Consider the following 15,468-nt stretch of genomic DNA (forward strand, 5'->3'; position numbering starts at 1 on the left):
ATCTACCGTTATCCCCTTCCCGCAAGCACAAAGGAGTTCACATGATTGCCCAGGAACTGGAAGTCAGCTTGCACATGGCCTTCGTCGAGGCCCGCCAGCAGCGCCACGAGTTCATCACCGTGGAGCATCTGTTGCTTGCACTGCTTGATAACCCCAGCGCAGCCGAAGTGCTGCGCGCATGCTCGGCCAATATCGAGGACCTTCGCTCGTCGCTGGCCAATTTCATCAAGGACAACACCCCTCAGGTGGCCGGCACCGACGAGGTGGATACGCAGCCCACGCTGGGATTCCAGCGCGTGATCCAGCGCGCGATCATGCACGTACAGTCCACCGGCAACGGCAAGAAAGAGGTCACCGGCGCCAACGTGCTGGTCGCGATCTTCGGTGAGAAGGATTCCCACGCCGTCTATTACCTGCACCAGCAGGGTGTGACCCGCCTGGATGTGGTCAATTTCATCGCCCACGGCATCAAGAAGGGCGAGCCGCCGGAGCCTGCCAAGGCCGAGAATCCTGCCGAGGCCGAAGAAGGTAGCGGCGGAGAGCGCAGCGAGAAGGCCTCTCCACTGGAACAGTACACCCAGAACCTCAACCAGGCGGCCAAGGAGGGCAAGATCGATCCGCTGATCGGGCGCCACTACGAGGTCGAGCGGACCATCCAGATACTGTGCCGCCGCCGCAAGAACAATCCGCTGCTCGTGGGCGAAGCCGGTGTCGGCAAGACGGCGATCGCCGAGGGCCTGGCATGGCGGATCACGCAGAACGACGTGCCGGAGATCCTGGCCGAGGCCACCGTGTATTCGCTCGACATGGGCGCGCTGTTGGCTGGCACCAAGTACCGCGGCGATTTCGAGCAGCGGCTGAAAGGTGTGCTCAAGTCCCTCAAGGACAAGCCCAATGCGATCCTTTTCATCGATGAGATACACACCCTGATCGGAGCGGGTGCGGCATCGGGCGGCACGCTGGATGCATCCAATCTCTTGAAGCCTGCGCTGTCGAGCGGCCAGCTCAAGTGCATCGGAGCCACGACCTTCACCGAGTATCGCGGCATCTTCGAAAAGGATGCGGCCCTCTCCCGGCGTTTCCAGAAGGTGGATGTGGTCGAGCCGACCGTCGCGGAGACGGTGGATATTCTCAAGGGCCTCAAGAGCCGCTTCGAAGAGCACCACAGTGTGAAATATGCAGCGGCGGCCCTCCAGGCGGCAGCTGAGCTGTCTGCCAAGTACATCAACGACCGCCATCTGCCCGACAAGGCGATTGACGTCATCGACGAGGCAGGCGCGGCGCAGCGCATTCTGGTGGCCAGCAAGCGCAAGAAGACCATCGGCAAAGCCGAGATCGAGGAAATCGTCGCGAAGATTGCACGCATTCCGCCGGCCAATGTTTCCAACGACGACCGCAGCAAGCTGCAGACCATCGAGCGCGACCTCAAGAGCGTGGTGTTCGGGCAGGACAAGGCCCTGGAAGTGCTGGCTTCGGCCGTCAAGATGGCGCGCTCCGGCCTCGGCAAGGGCGACAAGCCGATCGGCTCGTTCCTGTTCAGCGGCCCCACGGGTGTCGGCAAGACCGAAGCCGCCAAGCAGCTTGCCTACATCTTGGGCATCGAGCTGATCCGCTTCGACATGTCGGAGTACATGGAGCGGCACGCTGTCAGCCGCCTGATCGGCGCGCCTCCTGGCTACGTCGGTTTTGACCAGGGCGGCTTGCTGACCGAAGCCGTCACGAAGAAGCCGCATGCCGTCCTGCTGCTCGATGAGATCGAGAAAGCGCATCCGGACATCTTCAACGTGCTGCTCCAGGTCATGGACCACGGTACGCTGACCGACAACAACGGTCGCAAAGCCGACTTCCGCAACATCATCATCATCATGACGACGAATGCGGGTGCCGAGACGATGAACAAGGCCACCATCGGGTTCACCAATCCGCGGCAGGCTGGCGATGAGATGGGAGACATCAAGCGCCTGTTCACGCCTGAGTTCCGCAACCGCCTGGATGCGATCGTGAGCTTCAAGCCGCTCGATGAGCAGATCATCCTGCGCGTGGTGGACAAGTTCCTGCTGCAGCTCGAAACCCAGCTGGCCGAGAAGAAGGTCGAGGTGACCTTCACCGACGTGCTGCGCAAGCATCTGGCCAAGAAGGGTTTTGATCCGCTGATGGGAGCGCGTCCGATGCAACGTCTCATCCAGGACACCATTCGGCGCGCGTTGGCCGATGAATTGCTGTTCGGCCGTTTGACCGACGGTGGGCGCCTGACGGTGGATATCGAGCTCAAGACCGACGACAAGGGCGTAGAGACGCCCGAGGTCCTGCTCGACATCCAGCCACTGCCCAAGAGGGACCGCTCGACCAAGTCCGAGCCTGCCGAACCCGAGGAGGCTACGGCCGATTGACCTTGCGCTTTCGGGCGCGATTCAAAGCGGAAAGCCCGCAGCCTTTGAGGGCCGCAGGCTTTTTTCATGGCAAGGTTCAGCGCCCCATGCCACGCACTGGCAGGAGCACGCAACTCACCCTCGGGTCAGGGGGCGAGCACCCGCTGCAACAGGTCGAGTGTGGGGTAGCCGTCAGCGACCTGTCCCACGCTCTGCTGGTAGCGGCGCAAGCCCATGCGCGTGGCGGGGCCCATGACGCCGTCTGCAGCGCCAACGACGAATCCCTTGGTATTCAGTGCGTCTTGTAGATCCTTCATCTGTGCGCGCGTCAGCGGTTGCAGATCGCGTGGCCAAGGGGCAGAGACACCTGGCCCGCCGCCGATCTGGCGCGCCAGCAGGCCCACGCCCAGAGCGTAGTTGGTGGAATTGTTGTACCTGAGAATGGCACGGAAATTGGGTCCTACGAGAAAGGCAGGACCCCGGGCGCCAGCCGGAACGAGAATCGACGCTGCATCCAGTTCCGGCAACGGTTGGCCGTCGATGGACTGAACACCATCGGCCGCCCATTGGGTGGACGGGTGGCGTACGGCAAGTTCCGCCCGCTCATAGTCGAAACCCGATGGGAGGCGAACTTCGACTCCCCATGGCCGGTCGGCCCGCCAGCCCATCCGGGAGAGGAAGTTGGCTGTGGATGCGATGACATCGGGAATGCTGCCCCAAATGTCGCGGTGGCCGTCGCCATCGGCGTCCACTGCATACGACAGGAAGACCGACGGTAAGAACTGGGTATGGCCCATGGCTCCGGCCCAGGAGCCGACCATGCGGTCGGCGGCGATATCTCGCTGGTCAATGATGCGCAGTGCTGCCATCAGTTCGCTGCGAGCCCAATCGCTACGTCGGCCCTCGTATGCCAGTGTCGCGAGCGAATCCACGGTCCGGAAGCTGCCGAAATGCGCGCCGTAGTTGCTCTCCATGCCCCAGATGGCAGTGATGATTTCTGCCGGCACACCATAGCGGGACGCGGCGGAGTCCAGCGTCGACCGATGCTCGGCAAGCTTGGCGCGCCCCTGCTGAATGCGTGCAGCCGATACGGCCGTGTCAAGGTACGCCCAGGGCGGGCGCGTGAATTCTGGCTGAGACCTGTCCAATTCGATGACTTGCGGCAGCAGTTGTGCGCCGTCCAGCGCCGATGCGACTGTCGAGGGACTGATGCCGGCCTGCAGCGCCTCCTGGCGGAATGTCTCGATCCAGCGGGCGAAGCCGGCCCGCTCCTGATCGACCGGCGCAGAGGGTGTGGTGGTCGTGGGCGAGGTCGGAACAAGGGGCTCTGCAGGTCCTTGGATGGCGCCTGCCGGTTGCACCTTGGCAAGCGCCTGCGCCGGAGGTTCAGGTCGGGGGGCGGAAGCGCACCCTGCCAAGGTCGCGCAGAAGACGGCCGTGCAGCAGGCGAAGCGCCAGTGCTGGAGCAGCAGGGTGGACGGGCGAAGGGGGACCGCAGGCAGAGCGTTGTTTCGAGGCATCCGGCATTGTCACTTCTTGCGGCCGGACCGGCATACTCCCGTGCTGGAGTTTTACCGGCTGCTACCCATCTTGGATCCCATGCACACGTTTTTCTGGCACGACTACGAGACTTTCGGCGCAGATACCCGGCGCGACAGGCCGGCCCAGTTCGCAGGCATACGCACCGATGCCGATCTGAACGAAATCGGCGATCCCGTGATGATCTATTGCCGTCCCATGCCGGACTACCTGCCAGATCCCGAGTCGTGCCTGCTTACGGGCATCACGCCGCAAGTCTGTCTGGAGCGGGGCCTGCCTGAGCATGAATTCGCGGCACGCATCGAGGCGGAACTGGCCCGGCCCGGCACCATCGGTGTGGGCTACAACACAATCCGCTTCGATGATGAAATCACCAGGTTCATGTTCTGGCGAAACCTCATAGACCCCTATGCCCGGGAATGGCAGAACGACTGTGGACGCTGGGACCTGCTGGATGTCGTCCGTCTGACCTATGCCTTGAGGCCGGAGGGGATCACATGGCCCCGCAAGGACGATGGTTCTCCCAGCTTGAAGCTCGAACACCTGTCTCGGGCCAACGGGCTGGCGCATGAGGCCGCGCACGATGCGCTGTCGGATGTTCGGGCCACGATCGCATTGGCTCGGCTGATCCGTGAAAAGCAGCCCCGGCTGTTCGAGTTCGCGCTGGGGCTGCGCAAGAAGGACCGTGTTGCCGCAGAACTGCGGCTGCCTGCAACGCCGGATACCGCACGTCCTTTCCTGCACGTGTCGGGCATGTTTTCTGCGGAGCGCGGTTGTCTGGGCATCTTGTGGCCCCTGGCCAGCCATCCGTCCAACAAGAACGAACTGATCGCCTGGGACCTGGCCCATGACCCCGCAGAGCTGGCTCGCCTGAATGCTGGCGAAATCCGCCAGCGCCTCTTCACACGGACCGCCGATCTGCCGGAGGGTGTCGCCCGGCTGCCGATCAAGAACGTGCATCTGAACAAATCCCCCATGGTGGTGGGGAACGTCAACACGCTGACGCCCGCTGTGGCCCAGCGCTGGGGCATCGATGTGGAGAGGGCGGCCGTCCATGCGGAGGCCGCGCGCGCGCTGCCCGACATGAGTGCCATCTGGGCCGAGGTCTTTGCGAGGGCGAATGAGGACTCCGTCGATGTCGACCAGGACCTGTACGGGGCGTTTGTCGGAAACGAGGACCGGCGGCGTCTGCAACGCCTGCGCGCCATGTCTGCGCAGGAGTTGGCTCTGGCCCGGCCGGGTTTTGACGATGAGCGGCTCGAAGAACTGGTATGGCGATACCGTGCACGAAGCTTTCCTGAAACCCTGACTGAAGCGGACCGGGAGCGATGGGAAACGCTGCGTGTCCAGCGGCTGGTCGAAGGCGAGGGCGGCGGACTCACGTTCGACACTCTCTTCGCCCGGCTGGACCAGCTCGGCGCGACGGCCGACGAGCGTGGCGAGGCCATCCTGGGGGCCCTGTACGACTATGCAGAAAGCATTGCCCCTGCTTTCTGATGCCGGGCCTTCGGCTTCGTTGGCGCATCCGGTCGGCGGCTCTGCGGATGCAGTCGCCCAGGAAATGGATACGCCTGCCATGCAGGCCCTTCTGGCCGTTCTTCGACGCTGCCCGAAGCTGTTCGTATTGACGGGAGCAGGATGCAGCACGGCTTCCGGCATTCCTGACTACCGTGGAGAGGACGGAGCCTGGAAGCGTCCGCCGCCCGTGACCTACCAGGCATTCATGGGCAACGAGGACGTGCGCAGGCGTTACTGGGCCCGGAGCATGATCGGCTGGCGCGTGATGGGCCAGGCGGCGCCCGGGCCTGCGCACCACGCCCTGTCTGCGCTCGAGTCGCTGGGCCGGGTGGAGTTGCTGCTCACCCAGAATGTGGACGGGCTGCACGGTGCGGCAGGTCAGACGCGTGTCATCGATCTGCATGGCCGCATCGATACGGTGCGCTGCATGGCGTGCGAAGAGCGCATGCCACGTGCAGACCTTCAAGACTGGCTGGTCGGCCACAATCCCGGCTGGGCCTCTCTGGAGGCAGCAACCGCTCCCGACGGAGATGCCGATCTGGAAGGGCATGCATTCTCTGCTTTCCAGGTGCCCGCGTGTCCCTGTTGCGGTGGCGGACCGCTCAAGCCGGATGTGGTTTTCTTTGGCGAAAGTGTTCCTCGCGCGCGCGTTGCCGCCGCGCATGAGGCTCTTGGAGCGTCGGACGGAATGCTTGTGGTCGGGTCATCGTTGATGGTCTATTCCGGGTTCCGCTTCGTGCAGGCCGCGGCGAATGCCGGCTTGCCGGTCGTCGCCATCAATCGCGGCGTGACCCGGGCCGATCCATTGCTGCATGCCAAGCTCCAGGACGATGTGGGGAAAGCATTGGCCGCCATCGTTCAGGCGTTGACTGCATAGACGCTTCGAGGAGGGCGGGCGCCCGCATGACCCACTAGAGCGCGGTGGTTTTGTGCGAAGCCCCAGACCGGTGGTGCTAAGGTGCCCGGACAAGCCCGGGGCTGCGCCGAAGAGCGCGAACGACAGCCAACCGCGGGCGAGGAGACAAAGATGCAGACTGCCCCTCCGACCGGAACAGAGCCGCCCTATGCGCCTTTTCCACCGGGCCCATCGGCTGGCGTGATCGCCGACGCGCATGAGCGCTCACGGTCCTTCGGCCTGCGCCAGCATGAAGCCGCCGACCTGCAGCCCCTAGCCGCCGACGCATTGGCATGGGCCGTGGCGCGCAATGAGGTGCTTTGTGCCCATGCGTTGCCCGTCATGGAAACGCTGTCGGCACAGATCGCCGGAACGCAGAGCATGGTGCTGCTGACGGATGCGCAGGGCGTGGTGCTGCACACATTGGGCGACGAAGAGTTTCTGGGCCGCGCACAGCGCATCGCCCTGCGGCCCGGAGGTTCCTGGTCCGAGCGCAGCAAGGGCACCAACGCGATCGGAACGGCGCTGACCCTGGGCAACGCGGTGCAGGTCAACGGCGATGAACATTTCCTCCGGGCAAACCACTTCCTGACATGCTCATGCGCCCCCATTTGCGACCCCCTGGGTCAGGTGATTGGCGCGCTCGACGTGAGCGGAGACCAGCATCAGCAAAGTGCGCACACGCTGGCACTGGTGCGCATGTCTGCCCGCATGGTCGAGAACCACCTGTTCGGCAAGGTCTATGAGGACGCCGTCCGCTTGCGCTTCCATGCGCGCAGCGAATTTCTCGGCACGTTGATGGAGGGGCTTGCGGCGTTCACGCCGGAAGGGCGCTTCCTCGCTGCCAACCGAAGCGGGCAATTCCAGCTCGGTCTGTCTTCCAACGCATTGCAGGCGCAGACTTTTCCGTCGCTGTTCGGTATGCCCATGAGTGCCCTGCTGGCGCAGTCGCGCAGCGCGCCGCTTCAGCCTTTGCGGCTGGGCTTGCCGGGGGGCGTGGTCGTCAATGCCGTGGCGGAATTCCGGCCCCGGCGCGCAGCGGTGGCGGGCTGGATGCCGGATGCGCCGGAGGAGGTGGTTGGCGCCGGGAAAGCACTTCCCGGCGCCGAAATGGCTTCCGGGCCCGCTCTCCGGAAACGGTCGCAGGCGGCAGGTGCCAGGTCGAAGCTGTCCAGCCTGCGGTACCTGGATACCGGCGACGTGCAGTTGGCGCAAGTCATCGACCGCGTGTCGAAGCTATTGGGCAGCGATGTTCCTACGCTGGTACTCGGAGAAACCGGGACCGGCAAGGAGTTGCTGGCCAGGGCGATTCACCAGGACGGTCCTCGGGCCGCAGGGCCATTCGTGGCCGTCAACTGCGCCTCGATTCCCGAGACGCTGATCGAGGCGGAACTGTTTGGCTACGAGGAGGGGGCTTTCACGGGAGCCCGGCGCAAGGGCAGCGTGGGCAAGATCGCACAGGCCCATGGCGGCACGCTGTTCCTCGACGAAATCGGCGACATGCCTGTGTCCATGCAGGCCCGTCTGCTGCGGGTGTTGCAGGAGCGGACGGTTGCCCCGCTGGGCTCTGCGCGGCAGGTACCCGTGGACGTGCATGTGGTGTGTGCAACGCATCGCAACCTGCGCGACATGATGGCGCGGGGCTGTTTTCGTGATGATCTCTATTACCGCCTCAACGGCCTGGTCGTGCGGCTCCCGGCATTGCGCGAGCGCACGGACCTGGCGGTGATCGTGACGCGTCTGCTGCAGGCGCTGCACAGCAGTCCCGAGGGGCGTCGCGGAGTGCAGGAGTCGGAGGAGGAAGCCCCAAGGCAGGAGCGGGACAGGATGCCCTCACGGATATCGGCGCGCGCGATGGAGGTTTTCGTGGCGCATCGGTGGCCAGGCAATCTGCGGCAGTTGTCCAACGTGCTGCGCACTGCGGCGCTGATGGCCCGGGGTACGGAGGAGATCGGTGTCGAGCACCTTCCCGATGACCTGTTCGATGACGACAGGCCTCCTCCGCATGCGGACATTCCTGCCTCGGGATCGGCGCCTGCGCTCCATCCGCTGCCGGTGCGGTCGACTCTGCGGAGCATGAAGCCTGCTGTGTCCTCCCTGTCCGATGCCAGCGCGATCCCTGTCCGGTCTTGGGGAGAGGTGGAAGAAGCCGCATTGCGCCATGCGATGGCAGTCCACCACGGCAACGTGTCCGCTGCAGCGCGTGCATTGGGGGTGTCGCGCAACACGGTCTATCGGCGGCTTAAGGGCCTTGAGCAGGGTTCTGCGAGGGGGCGGTGAACACCGCCGGCGACTGATCCGGTGGATGGGCCTCGTCAACCCGCGCCCCGCGGAGGGACCCCCAGGGCTTCCACGGCAGCCCACTCCGACTCGCTGTAAAGCCGGGAGCGGGTAAGGAAGCGCAGACCGGTAGGCCGTTCGAGAGAGAACATGCCTCCGTTGCCTGGCACGGCGTCGATGATCAGGTGCGTATGTTCCCAGTAAGCGAACTGGGATTGGCTCATGTAGAACGGTTCGCCCGCGATCTCACCCAACAGCACGTCCGATTCGCCCAGCATGAACTCTCCCCGGGCAAAGCACATCGGCGCACTGCCGTCGCAGCAGCCCCCGGACTGGTGGAACATGAGCGGTCCGTGCCGGGCATGCAGCTGTTCGACGAGTGCGACGGCGGCGGGTGTGGCGGAAACGCGGCTGACGGCAGGCAGGCCGGTGGATGAAGTCATCGGTTTCTCCATTCGTTCCTGCCTTTCGGGGGGGGGGGCCGCCACGCGGTGTTCAGGCTGACATGTCCAGCACGATGCGACCCTGGATCTGGCCTTTGTGCATGCGCGCGAAAACGTCGTTGATATTTTCCAGCCGCTCGGTGGCCACCGTCGCGCTGACGGCGCCGCGGGCTGCGAAGTCGAGCGACTCCTGCAGATCCAGGCGCGTTCCCACGATGGAGCCGCGCACGGTGACGCCCCGCAGCACCATGTCGAAGATCGGCAGGGGGAAATTGCCCGGGGGCAGCCCATTCAGGGACACGGTGCCGCCGCGGCGCACCATGCCGAGAGCCTGCTCGAAGGCCTTGGGCGACACCGCGGTCACCAGCGCGCCGTGTGCGCCGCCGATCTCCTTCTGCAGAAATGCGGCAGGGTCGGTGGTCTTCGCGTTGACGGTCACGCTGGCACCCAGCTGCTTCGCCAGTTCGAGTTTGTCGTCCTCCACATCCACGGCAGCCACATTGAGGCCCATGGCCTTGGCGTACTGCACGGCCATGTGGCCCAGGCCGCCGATGCCGGAAATGACCACCCAGTCTCCAGGCTTCGTGTCCGTCACCTTGAGGCCTTTGTATACGGTGACGCCCGCGCACAGCACGGGCGCGATGTCCACGAAGCCGATGCTGGCCGGCAGGTGCCCCACGTAGGCCGGATCGGCCAGCGCATAGTCGGCAAAGCCGCCGTTGACCGAGTAACCGGTGTTGCTTTGCGATTCGCAGAGGGTTTCCCATCCACCCAGGCAATGCGTACAGCAACCGCAAGCGGAGTGAAGCCAGGGAACGCCCACGCGATCGCCTTCCTTGACTTGCTTCACGTTGCGCCCCACGGCGGCCACGAAGCCGACGCCTTCGTGGCCCGGAATGAATGGAGGGTTCGGCTTGACGGGCCAGTCGCCCTCGGCGGCATGCAGGTCGGTGTGGCACACGCCGGAGGCCTCGATCTTCACGAGGATCTGGTCATCGGAAGGTAACGGAACCGGCACTTCTTCGATGGTGAGCGGCTTGCCGAATTCACGGACGACGGCGGCTTTCATGGTCTTGGCGGTCATTGCGAAAAGCTCCTTTCTGCTGGAAGTGGTGGAGTGCGGAAGGCCGGCTCCACCATAGGCCGGCCCTCCGCCACCTCGGCTGACGCAGGTCAACCCATCAGAAGAAGCCCAGCTTGTCGGGGCTGTAGCTCACGAGCAGGTTCTTGGTCTGCTGGTAGTGGTCGAGCATCATCTTGTGGTTCTCCCGGCCGATGCCCGATTGCTTGTACCCGCCGAACGCCGCGTGGGCCGGATAGGCGTGGTAGCAGTTGGTCCAGACACGCCCGGCCTGGATGCCGCGGCCCATCCTGAAGGCGCGCGCACCGTCGCGGCTCCAGACCCCGGCGCCGAGGCCGTACAGCGTGTCGTTGGCGATTTCCAGGGCTTCTTCTTCGGTCTTGAACGTGGCCACGGACACCACGGGCCCGAAGATTTCCTCCTGGAAGATGCGCATCCTGTTGTGGCCCTTGAAGACCGTGGGCTTGACGTAGTAGCCCCCGGCGAGTCGGCCTTCCAGCATGTTGCGCTCGCCGCCGATGAGGCATTCGGCGCCTTCCTGCTTGCCCAGGTCGAGATACGAAAGGATCTTCTCCAGTTGCTCCTGCGACGCCTGCGCGCCGATCATCGTTGCCTTGTCCAGCGGGTGCCCCTGCTGGATGGCCGCCACACGCTGGATTGCGCGCTCCATGAATTTTTCATAGATCGACTCCTGGATGAGCGCGCGGCTCGGGCAGGTGCACACCTCGCCCTGGTTGAGCGCAAACATCGCGAAGCCCTCGATTGCCTTGTCGAAGAAAGCATCGTCGGCACTCATCACGTCTTCGAAGAAGATGTTCGGGCTCTTGCCGCCGAGTTCCAGCGTGACGGGGATGATGTTCTGGCTGGCGTACTGCATGATGAGCCGGCCGGTCGTGGTCTCGCCCGTGAAGGCGATCTTGGCGATCCGGGGGCTGGAGGCCAATGGCTTGCCGGCCTCCAGACCGAAGCCGTTGACGACATTGATGACGCCCGGTGGCAGCAGCTCGCCGATCAACTCCATCAGGACCAGGATCGATGCCGGCGTCTGTTCGGCAGGTTTGAGCACCACGCAATTGCCTGCCGCCAGCGCGGGCGCGAGCTTCCACACGGCCATGAGGATCGGAAAGTTCCACGGAATGATCTGCCCGACCACGCCCAGGGGCTCATGGAAGTGATAGGCGATGGTGTTGTGGTCGATCTCGCTGATGCCGCCTTCCTGTGCCCGTACTGCCCCGGCGAAGTAGCGGAAATGGTCGATGGCCAGCGGGATGTCGGCCGCCATCGTTTCGCGCAGCGGCTTGCCGTTGTCGATGGTCTCGGCCACGGCCAGGGTCAGCAGGTTGGCCTCCATCCGGTCGGCGATTTTCAGCAGGATGTTGGCGCGGTCGGTGGAGGAGGTTTTCCCCCAGGCGGCCTTGGCCTTGTGGGCGGCATCCAGGGCAGCGTTGATGTCTTTGTCGTTGGAACGCGGGATCGCCGTGAACACCTGACCGTCGATGGGGGAGCCGTTCTCGAAATACTGCCCGTCGATGGGTGCGACCCATGCGCCCCCGATGTAGTTGCCGTATTGCTTCTTGTAGGGGTTGGCGATGCCGAGGTTGGCGATTTCTGCCATGTCCATGGTGCTTGTCTCCTGTGAATGACGAAGGGTGCGGGCGCTGCACAGCGCAGGTCCGGCCCCTGCCAACTGCGCAATCGCCGTGCCAGCGCGCTTCGCCATAGGGTGCTCCCTGGAGAACTGCGGCTTGGTCGATGCGTTCGGGGGCTGTCGCAGGGTGTGCCAGTTGTTCCGTTCTGGAGCAGTCGTGGCAAATCGGTACATCGGCGAACAGGCCGCGGGCTGCCGCTTCGGATCCGGTGCGCGGTATGGCAGGCGTCCGCCTTCCTCGGGTCGGCACGTCTGCCCGGACCGGGCGGAAGTGGGGTTGGCCGGCTTGGTGTATAACCGCGCCTCCCCCGGCTGGCCCGGGAAACGTGACCGGTCCGGCCCGGCGGCGCAGGCGCCGGGAGGCAGGGCGCGGTATGCCTGCTGTTTCGATCCATTCCCACCGAGCATGACCGACCATTACGCCGTCCTGGGGTTGAGCGCGAATGCGCCCCTGGCCGACATCAAGAAAGCCTTCCGTCAGAAGGCGGCCTTCTACCACCCCGACCGCAATCCCTCGCCGGATGCGGCGGAGCGTTTTCGCGCGGTGCAGAAGGCCTATGAAGTGCTCTCCGACGAGACAGCTCGCCAGGCCTACGACGACAACCGCCGCCGCAACCTGCTCGACGATCCTCTCCAGACTGCGCGCGAAATCTGGCAGTCCTATTTCAAGAACGTGCTTTCCTCGTGAAACTCTCCCCCTTTTTCCATGATTTGCGCTCGGCCTATCAGTCCGAGCTGGACGACCTGGCGCTCGACTCCGAAGGCAAGGACGTCCTGCGCAAGCGCCTCGCGCAAAAACGCAGCGAGATCGCCTTTCTCGCGCAGATGATCGATTTCAGCCCTGAGATGGTGGCTGTCGCGTTCCACCAGGGCTTCCGGTTCCACCGCCCGGCGGCATTGGATCCGTTGCTGCTGCGCAGTGCGGAAGAGCTGCCGGAATGGCCGGCGCTTGGCGGGAGTGTGGCACTCGAACCGTGGGCCCAGGCGTTGGCGGACGTGGTGCTGGCCGAACCGTCCGGCGCCAGGTTCCTGACCATCGCGGCGGTCCTTGAATATGCGCGGCAGCATGCACGCTACGGAGCGGCCGCGGCGCCAGAGTCGGAGGACGCGGAAGACGGAGAGGGCGGTGCGGAGCCGCACGACGACGACGATTCCGCGCGTTGGAGCGCCGACGATGCCGACGAGCCCCGCACCCCCGCCGATCGCGACGAGGCAGCCGCCGACTGGCTTGCCGATCTCGGCTTCGACCGCAAGGACTGACGGCCTTCGGCCGTCAGCCACTGAACCGCTTTCCTACCCCCGGGCCCTTTGTCTTCTGCCATGTCACAACACCTAGCCCTCATCACCCAGACCCAGGCCCTCATCGCCGCCGGTGACATCGTCGGCGCCGAGTCCGCCCTGTCCCAGCTCGCGGACGATGAAGGCGACCGCGCGCTGGTTGCCGTGCTCGACGAGCTGGCTCCCAAGGATGTGCTGGCCGTGATGCGGGAGTACGACGAGTCCAAGGCATCCGTGGTCAATATGCTGGTGACGCCCGCGCAGTTCGCGCGCGCCCTCGTGCTGGAGAAACAGTACAAGGACATCACGCACACCCATCTGCGCAGCATGGTGAATGCGGTGATCTTCCGTGGCGACGTGGAACCGGTCGAGTTCCTCACGGCCATCGGCGATCTCGAAGGCGGCAGCGAAGCACTGGCCAACTATTTCGCAGAGAAATGGAGCCGGCTGGAGGCCTTCGCCCGGGCAGGCACTTTCGACGCCATCGAGGACGACGGTGCGGTCCTCTCCGAGGACCAGCTCTTCAACGTGGCCTACGCGCCAGCGAAGGTCGAGCAGGAGGAAGTAGCCGATCGCGACTGGATGCAGCTCGCGTGGCTGCTCAGGTACCAGTGCGTGGACCTTTTCATCGAAACCCTGCTCGTCTTGCGTGCCAAGGCGCACGCGCACGACATGGGATTGGGCGACGAGGAAGGTGGCACCTTCGACGACGAGGCCGACGACAAGTTCGAGACCAGCGAGACCGACCGCGGCAAGGCGACGCCCGCCGCCCGCGCGTCCGACGAGGAGTCGGCCATCTGAGCCGGACCGTTGCGATGACCTCTTCCGTTTCCCCTGCGAACCCGGCCGATGCCGCGCCTTCGTCGGCGATCTCGCTGCACGATGCCCGCCCTTTCTTCGAGAAGGCCTTGGTGCACGGTATCGAGCACGGCATCGTCCCGCCCGAGAAGGTGGACGCCATCGAGGCCGATGCACCCAAGGGAATGGTGCAGGTGGCCCGCTATTTCGGCACCGAGTTCTTGCGGCCCGAGCTGGAGAAAGCGCGCGAGCGCATGGTCAATCTGGTCAGCCTGGATCTGCTGGAAGAAAGCGCAGGCGATCTCGGTCGCGCGGCGCTGCTGCTGCGCGAGCACAGTTTTCTCTCGCGCTCCAAGGCCGGGTCGGACCGGCTGCGCCGGCTCATCGCCTTGCCGCAGAACAGCAACTTCGGTTTTCTGTCCACCACCGGCGAGCCGGATGTGCAGCAGCTCTCGGTCTGGTCGCTGCGCAGCCATGCCGAGTACCGCGCCGAACTGCAACGGCGAACCGCCATTGCCGGCGCGATCACCGCCGCGAGGTGGTTCGCGGAGCAGTTCGGACTGGACGAGTCTGCACTCGAAGAGGGCGGGGCCGATGCGGAGGGCGTCATCCGCATGGGCCTGCTGTGGCATTGGATGCATCCTGCGGCGGAACACTGGCCGCATGCGGTGGCGTTTGAAAAGCGCGTGGCGGCTCTGCGGCGCAAGCCGGTAATACGGCCGCAGGAATTGGGCATGCCTGCCGGAATGCCGCCGGATGTGGCGTCGGTGGTGCATCCATGGGTAGCGGCAGTGCAGGCCGAGGCCGCCCGGGTGCTCGACCCCGCGGTGCCGGTGGCGCCGATGGTCCGGCCTTTGGGGAGCTTCCGGGCGCGGTATTTCCTGGTGGAAGACCCGCTGGCGGAGCTGGACGAGCACTACCGCAGTGCCGATGCCCTGCTGGACGGGTCAGGCGACGGCGAGACCCTCGCGCCCGCCAGCAAGACCTGGGAGCGCGCCACCCAGGGGCACGACGACGAGCACTCGCTGCTGACGATGTTCCTCTGCCTGGCGGCGGGCACACCCAAGAAGACCGTCCTGACGGAAAAACTCGCTGCAAGCCTGGTGCGGCGGGTGCGCAAGCTCGGGTGGCAGCCTGAGCGGGCTTCTGAATTCATCCTCGCCCATGCGGCGGAGGGCTACCGCGCTGCATACCTCGAACTGTGGAGCGCGTTCGTGAATGAAGCGCGGGTACTGCTGGATGACCGCGACAGCGGGCTGCATGAAGCGATGGCCCTGCTGCGGCGCGAATGCCACGTGGCCGGCTGACCGCAAAAAGGGCGTTTGCTGCCGGTAAGAGGTGGCTCGGGCCGCAGCCGGTGCTTTTGTGACGGGGTGGTGCTGCCGTGGCCACGGTGTTGGGCATGCACCTGCATTGTCTGGCGCAGCTTTTGCTTCTCTGATGGTCTGATTGGCCTGCCGTGCAGGGGCGGAAGGTGTGGGAAGTGCCATGGCCCGCAGGCCATGGCTTCCTCTGCTTCTAGTTTCCATCGCGTGCGGTGCGGCGCTCTTTGGCGTAGCGCCCGCTACGCTCCGGCTCGATACTCCCTACCCCCGTGGTTCGAGTGGGTTAATTTTGTC

General features: G+C 64.8%; 12 protein-coding genes. 8 read left to right on the forward strand and 4 right to left on the reverse strand.

Annotation, left to right across the window (positions count from 1 at the left end; all coding sequences use genetic code 11):
• Positions 1 to 41 precede the first annotated feature (41 nt).
• On the forward strand, positions 42 to 2,390 hold the full coding sequence (clpA, locus tag BM144_RS07270; RefSeq protein ID WP_092950662.1) for an ATP-dependent Clp protease ATP-binding subunit ClpA: 2,349 nt from the start codon (positions 42 to 44) through the stop codon (positions 2,388 to 2,390).
• A 125-nt stretch (positions 2,391 to 2,515) separates the two neighbouring features.
• Here clpA and BM144_RS07275 read toward each other — a convergent pair whose 3' ends face one another.
• Entirely contained in the window at positions 2,516 to 3,889 is a 1,374-nt protein-coding gene (locus BM144_RS07275; RefSeq protein WP_092950664.1) for a lytic murein transglycosylase, read from the reverse strand.
• Positions 3,890 to 3,968: 79 nt separating this feature from the next.
• Here BM144_RS07275 and sbcB point away from each other — a divergent pair, with 79 nt between their 5' ends.
• From sbcB to BM144_RS07290, 3 genes are all read left to right on the forward strand, one after another.
• On the forward strand, positions 3,969 to 5,405 hold the full coding sequence (gene sbcB / locus BM144_RS07280; RefSeq protein ID WP_092951094.1) for an exodeoxyribonuclease I: 1,437 nt from the start codon (positions 3,969 to 3,971) through the stop codon (positions 5,403 to 5,405).
• A gap of 64 nt (positions 5,406 to 5,469) precedes the next feature.
• A complete protein-coding gene (locus BM144_RS07285; protein ID WP_092951096.1) occupies positions 5,470 to 6,303 on the forward strand; it encodes an NAD-dependent protein deacetylase in 834 nt (277 codons plus the stop codon).
• Between the two features lie 150 nt (positions 6,304 to 6,453).
• Positions 6,454 to 8,601, forward strand: a complete 2,148-nt coding sequence (locus BM144_RS07290; protein ID WP_092951098.1) for a sigma-54-dependent Fis family transcriptional regulator — start codon at positions 6,454 to 6,456, stop codon at positions 8,599 to 8,601.
• Positions 8,602 to 8,636: 35 nt separating this feature from the next.
• Here BM144_RS07290 and BM144_RS07295 read toward each other — a convergent pair whose 3' ends face one another.
• The 3 genes from BM144_RS07295 to adh all read right to left on the reverse strand — a co-directional run bounded on the left by BM144_RS07295 (position 8,637) and on the right by adh (position 11,746).
• Complete coding sequence (locus BM144_RS07295; protein WP_092951100.1) at positions 8,637 to 9,044, reverse strand: DUF779 domain-containing protein; 408 nt, start codon at positions 9,042 to 9,044, stop codon at positions 8,637 to 8,639.
• Positions 9,045 to 9,096: 52 nt separating this feature from the next.
• Positions 9,097 to 10,128 (reverse strand): alcohol dehydrogenase AdhP, encoded by a 1,032-nt coding sequence (gene adhP / locus BM144_RS07300; protein ID WP_092950666.1) that lies wholly within the window; start codon positions 10,126 to 10,128, stop codon positions 9,097 to 9,099.
• A 97-nt stretch (positions 10,129 to 10,225) separates the two neighbouring features.
• Positions 10,226 to 11,746, reverse strand: coding sequence for an aldehyde dehydrogenase (adh, locus tag BM144_RS07305; RefSeq protein WP_092950668.1), 1,521 nt, complete (start codon positions 11,744 to 11,746; stop codon positions 10,226 to 10,228).
• A gap of 433 nt (positions 11,747 to 12,179) precedes the next feature.
• Here adh and BM144_RS07310 point away from each other — a divergent pair, with 433 nt between their 5' ends.
• The 4 genes from BM144_RS07310 to BM144_RS07325 are packed head-to-tail and all read left to right on the forward strand — an operon-like array spanning position 12,180 to position 15,156.
• Positions 12,180 to 12,461, forward strand: a complete 282-nt coding sequence (locus BM144_RS07310; protein WP_092950670.1) for a DnaJ domain-containing protein — start codon at positions 12,180 to 12,182, stop codon at positions 12,459 to 12,461.
• The gene (locus tag BM144_RS07315; protein WP_092950672.1) at positions 12,458 to 13,033 is read left to right on the forward strand and encodes a hypothetical protein; all 576 of its coding nucleotides are present in this window, start codon (positions 12,458 to 12,460) and stop codon (positions 13,031 to 13,033) included. Before BM144_RS07310 ends, BM144_RS07315 begins: the two co-directional genes overlap by 4 nt.
• A 60-nt stretch (positions 13,034 to 13,093) precedes the next feature.
• Entirely contained in the window at positions 13,094 to 13,852 is a 759-nt protein-coding gene (locus BM144_RS07320; protein WP_092950674.1) for a hypothetical protein, read from the forward strand.
• Positions 13,853 to 13,866: 14 nt separating this feature from the next.
• Entirely contained in the window at positions 13,867 to 15,156 is a 1,290-nt protein-coding gene (locus BM144_RS07325; protein ID WP_092950676.1) for a hypothetical protein, read from the forward strand.
• Positions 15,157 to 15,468: the final 312 nt, after the last annotated feature.

Source organism: Paracidovorax konjaci, from assembly GCF_900112675.1.
In the GTDB taxonomy this organism is placed as follows: Bacteria; Pseudomonadota; Gammaproteobacteria; order Burkholderiales; family Burkholderiaceae_C; genus Paracidovorax; species Paracidovorax konjaci.

Excerpts from the sequence above, each read along its gene's own strand:
- BM144_RS07320 (WP_092950674.1), top strand. The coding sequence starts at position 13,094 with ATGTCACAACACCTAGCCCTCATCACCCAGACCCAGGCCCTCATCGCC.
- BM144_RS07295 (WP_092951100.1), bottom strand. The coding sequence starts at position 9,044 with ATGACTTCATCCACCGGCCTGCCTGCCGTCAGCCGCGTTTCCGCCACA.
- BM144_RS07275 (WP_092950664.1), bottom strand. The coding sequence starts at position 3,889 with ATGCCTCGAAACAACGCTCTGCCTGCGGTCCCCCTTCGCCCGTCCACC.
- adhP (WP_092950666.1), bottom strand. The coding sequence starts at position 10,128 with ATGACCGCCAAGACCATGAAAGCCGCCGTCGTCCGTGAATTCGGCAAG.
- BM144_RS07285 (WP_092951096.1), top strand. The coding sequence starts at position 5,470 with ATGGATACGCCTGCCATGCAGGCCCTTCTGGCCGTTCTTCGACGCTGC.
- clpA (WP_092950662.1), top strand. The coding sequence starts at position 42 with ATGATTGCCCAGGAACTGGAAGTCAGCTTGCACATGGCCTTCGTCGAG.
- BM144_RS07290 (WP_092951098.1), top strand. The coding sequence starts at position 6,454 with ATGCAGACTGCCCCTCCGACCGGAACAGAGCCGCCCTATGCGCCTTTT.
- BM144_RS07310 (WP_092950670.1), top strand. The coding sequence starts at position 12,180 with ATGACCGACCATTACGCCGTCCTGGGGTTGAGCGCGAATGCGCCCCTG.
- sbcB (WP_092951094.1), top strand. The coding sequence starts at position 3,969 with ATGCACACGTTTTTCTGGCACGACTACGAGACTTTCGGCGCAGATACC.
- adh (WP_092950668.1), bottom strand. The coding sequence starts at position 11,746 with ATGGACATGGCAGAAATCGCCAACCTCGGCATCGCCAACCCCTACAAG.
- BM144_RS07325 (WP_092950676.1), top strand. The coding sequence starts at position 13,867 with ATGACCTCTTCCGTTTCCCCTGCGAACCCGGCCGATGCCGCGCCTTCG.